Annotated in this window: 4 protein-coding genes; 1 reads left to right on the top strand and 3 read right to left on the bottom strand. The window is 50.1% G+C overall.

Annotated elements, in window-relative coordinates; all coding sequences use genetic code 11:
• A partial coding sequence (locus ACN0IC_RS14855) for a helix-turn-helix domain-containing protein (protein WP_416879555.1) occupies positions 1 to 483 on the top strand: 483 nt, incomplete at its 5' end.
• A 256-nt stretch (positions 484 to 739) separates the two neighbouring features.
• Here the strand turns inward: ACN0IC_RS14855 and ACN0IC_RS14850 are convergent.
• The 3 genes from ACN0IC_RS14850 to ACN0IC_RS14840 form a co-directional block, all read right to left on the bottom strand.
• Positions 740 to 1,969: a hypothetical protein gene (locus ACN0IC_RS14850; RefSeq protein ID WP_416879554.1), complete on the bottom strand. Its 1,230-nt coding sequence runs from the start codon at positions 1,967 to 1,969 to the stop codon at positions 740 to 742.
• 70 nt (positions 1,970 to 2,039) lie between these two features.
• Positions 2,040 to 2,273 carry a hypothetical protein gene (locus tag ACN0IC_RS14845; RefSeq protein WP_039926664.1) on the bottom strand — a complete coding sequence of 78 codons (234 nt, stop codon included), beginning with the start codon at positions 2,271 to 2,273 and terminating at the stop codon, positions 2,040 to 2,042.
• 130 nt (positions 2,274 to 2,403) lie between these two features.
• A partial coding sequence (locus tag ACN0IC_RS14840; protein ID WP_416879553.1) for a DNA polymerase occupies positions 2,404 to 3,003 on the bottom strand: 600 nt, incomplete at its 5' end.

Below are 3,003 nucleotides of genomic sequence, written 5' to 3'. Positions count from 1 at the left end.
GAAGTGTACGAGGCCTTCTTTGGTTGCCCGGTGCGCTTCTCCGCGCCATATGTGTCGGTGCGCTTTCCGGCGGATTACCTCAGCATTCCCCTGCCCACGGCAAATCCTGCTCTGCGCCAGATTCTCGATCGCCAGTCCATGGCCTTGTCCAATGCGCTGCCGGGTAACGATCCCTTTGCCTTTCAGGTGCAGCAGGTGTTCTTGCGGTTGCTACCGGATGCGCGGGTATCACTAAAAGAAGTGGCCAGCGAAATGGCCTTGTCCGTGCGCACCCTGCAGCGCCGTCTCACCGCCGGCGGTCAGACCTTCCAGGGCCTGCTCGACCGCACCCGCCAGGAACTGGCACAAAGCTACCTGCGCGACCGGTCTTTGTCCCTGTTCGAGATCACCATGCTGCTGGGGTTTGCGGAGCAGAGTTCGTTTAACCGGGCGTTCAGGCAGTGGGTGGGGACATCGCCGGGGGAGTGGCGAGAGGGGGCATAGTGCGTGTCCCCTATTTCTCCCTATTTCGTGTCCCTATTTCGGCTCGATCCAGAAACGCCGCGTGGCACAACCCTTGGCGGATTTTGAGTCGACGGCCCCGAACCGTAATAGCGCCATCGCAGCGGCTCATGCCATTGGGGCGTTTAACCTTAAAGAGATAGCTGATTACTTCGGGCTGCACCGTTCGAGCGTGAGCCGTATAGTGAGGGATGCACGATGCAAGACCTGACCCTGGCTCCCTCATGACCTTGCTGGTTCATTGTCTGCCAAATAATATCCACAGAGAGGCGGAGATTATTATGAATGATCCTAGGATGTGGGCTGCTGCACGCAGGTAGCTAAACCTTTCTTGTTTGAAGTAGCTTTTTACAACGACTCGATTGAGTTTTCCGAACCAGCCAGAGAAATAAATGTGAATTAGAAGTGTTATTCCTGCTGTTAAGAATAACCAGTTATAAATGTTTAGGTAATCAGAGAAAAAAGTGGTGAACAATTCGGGGTAGGGCTCGATTTCGCCGTGATGCTTTTCTGGTTTTAGTCGGTGTAGGTTGAAGGAGATAACCGTGAATGCAAAAAATGAAGCTAGAAGAAATGATGTTATTTGAAGAGATAGCGTGATCGACTTGGATTTTTTCTCGCTTTTTTCATGGCGTTCTTGCCTTATGGCAGAAAAAGATTTTTCAAAGTTTTCAAGATAGATCAAGATGGAGTCGCAGTATTCTGGCTTTTCCAGTTTGTGCTCTTTGATAATTTGAGCGAGCGATCTCGTGTAGGCGATTAACCCCATGTGTCTATTTCCTTCGGATTTTCCAAGGTCAGAGTACAGGCGTTTCAGCTCGACAAGTGATCTTATTAGTTGATCAATAATTTTTTTTGCAGGGGAGCGTTTGTCGTTATCGGAAAAAATTTCTTCAGTAGTGGTGATGCTATCGATCGATTTTGGGTGGTGCTTGTGTCTGTGTAGGCAGTACTTTATAAAATAAAAGGCTTGGCGAGCGAGAGTTGATGCGCTTTGTGGCTCGTTATCGGGGGTGTTGATCTTCTTCGTGGATAGAAAAGTAATGCCCGATTTGTGCACGGAGAAAGCCAGGACGTATACATTTGCCCTGCTTTGAGCAGGTAAGCTATTGATGAAATCTTGGGAGCTATTTTTTTCTTGAATGTTCTTATGTCTAAGTTTGACCTTCCAATCCGCTGCTGCTTTTCCTGATGGGGCAAGAAGTATCTCGCCAGTTAGAACTTCTCCATGCTCTTCGGTGCGAAGTAATATGCTTGTTTTGCCTGTTAAGTCTGCAGGTTTGTCCTGCCAGTCTTTTTCAGAGTAGATAAGGTTTGTCTTTGTCTTTGAAAAAATCGGAACGTGTGTATGGTTTTGGCCGAGGCATGGAGCAATGAAGTCAAAAACCAAGTTTCCGCTGAGGCATGGGATCCACGCAACATAATTATAGTGGCTGAGGTTGGCTCCATCCCCAACTAGCTCTTCCATGTTTTTTAACCCCATAAAATAAAGGTGGGCCCGGATGGGCCCACCTTTGATAAAGCTGAGAGTAATGTAATTATTTCGATATCGAGTCGTAAAAGTAGTCTGACAGTTTCTGCTGAGGGGTTACGCCTGAGCCGTCTTGTTTGTTGAAAACCATGCCATGCTCGATAAAGAGGCCGTGTTTTCGGCTGGACATTTCTTGAGCATCAAGCTTTTTGGCGTTAACCGCTACTTTAATAGTAAACAGGACGTGACCAATGCCAGCGCAAACTATCAAAATAGCAATGCCGCTAATGAGTAAATCCACCGCGTCCTCCTTAATTTGACTATCCGTAGTCGGTTATTTTTTGGGCACGAGAAGATAGCACAACACTAGCAACTATTGCATTGACTGCATATACCGATATGGAATAAGGGTTGCGGTTTTTGTTTTATTGTCAATGCGCCTCTTCCCAATTCTCCCCAATCCCCGCATCCACAATCAACGGCACCTTCAATTCCGCCGCTGACTCCATACGCGCCTTCACTTCCCTGACCAGATCATCCACCTGATCCTCAGCCACTTCAAACACCAGTTCATCGTGCACCTGCATGATCATCTTGGCGTCGAAGTCGGTGGTTTCCAGCCAGTCGTGCACTTTGATCATGGCCTTCTTGATGATATCGGCGGCGGTGCCTTGCATGGGGGCGTTGATGGCGGCGCGTTCGGCGGCTTGGCGGCGTTGGCCGTTTTTGCTGTGGATTTCCGGCAGGTAGAGGCGGCGGCCGTAGACGGTTTCCACGTAGCCGTTGTCTGCGGCCAGGGCGCGGGTGTCGGCCATGTATTTTTTCACGCCGGGGTAACGCTCAAAGTAGAGATCGATGTATTCCTGGGCTTCCTTGCGCGGCAGGCCCAGTTGTTTGGCGAGGCCGAAGGCGCTCATGCCGTAGATGAGGCCGAAGTTGATGGCCTTGGCGTTGCGGCGGTCGTTGTCGCTCACCTCGTCGAGAGTTTTTCCCCACACTTCGGCGGCGGTAGCGCGGTGGATATCCAGGCC

Source organism: Litorimonas sp. (genome assembly GCA_029936425.1).
GTDB lineage: Bacteria > Pseudomonadota > Alphaproteobacteria > Caulobacterales > Maricaulaceae > Litorimonas.
The sequence above is the reverse complement of the archived record's forward strand: the minus strand, read 5'-3'. Positions and strand labels throughout refer to the sequence as shown.

Coding starts and splice junctions, on each gene's coding strand:
- ACN0IC_RS14850 (WP_416879554.1), bottom strand. CDS start 1,969: ATGGAAGAGCTAGTTGGGGATGGAGCCAACCTCAGCCACTATAATTAT.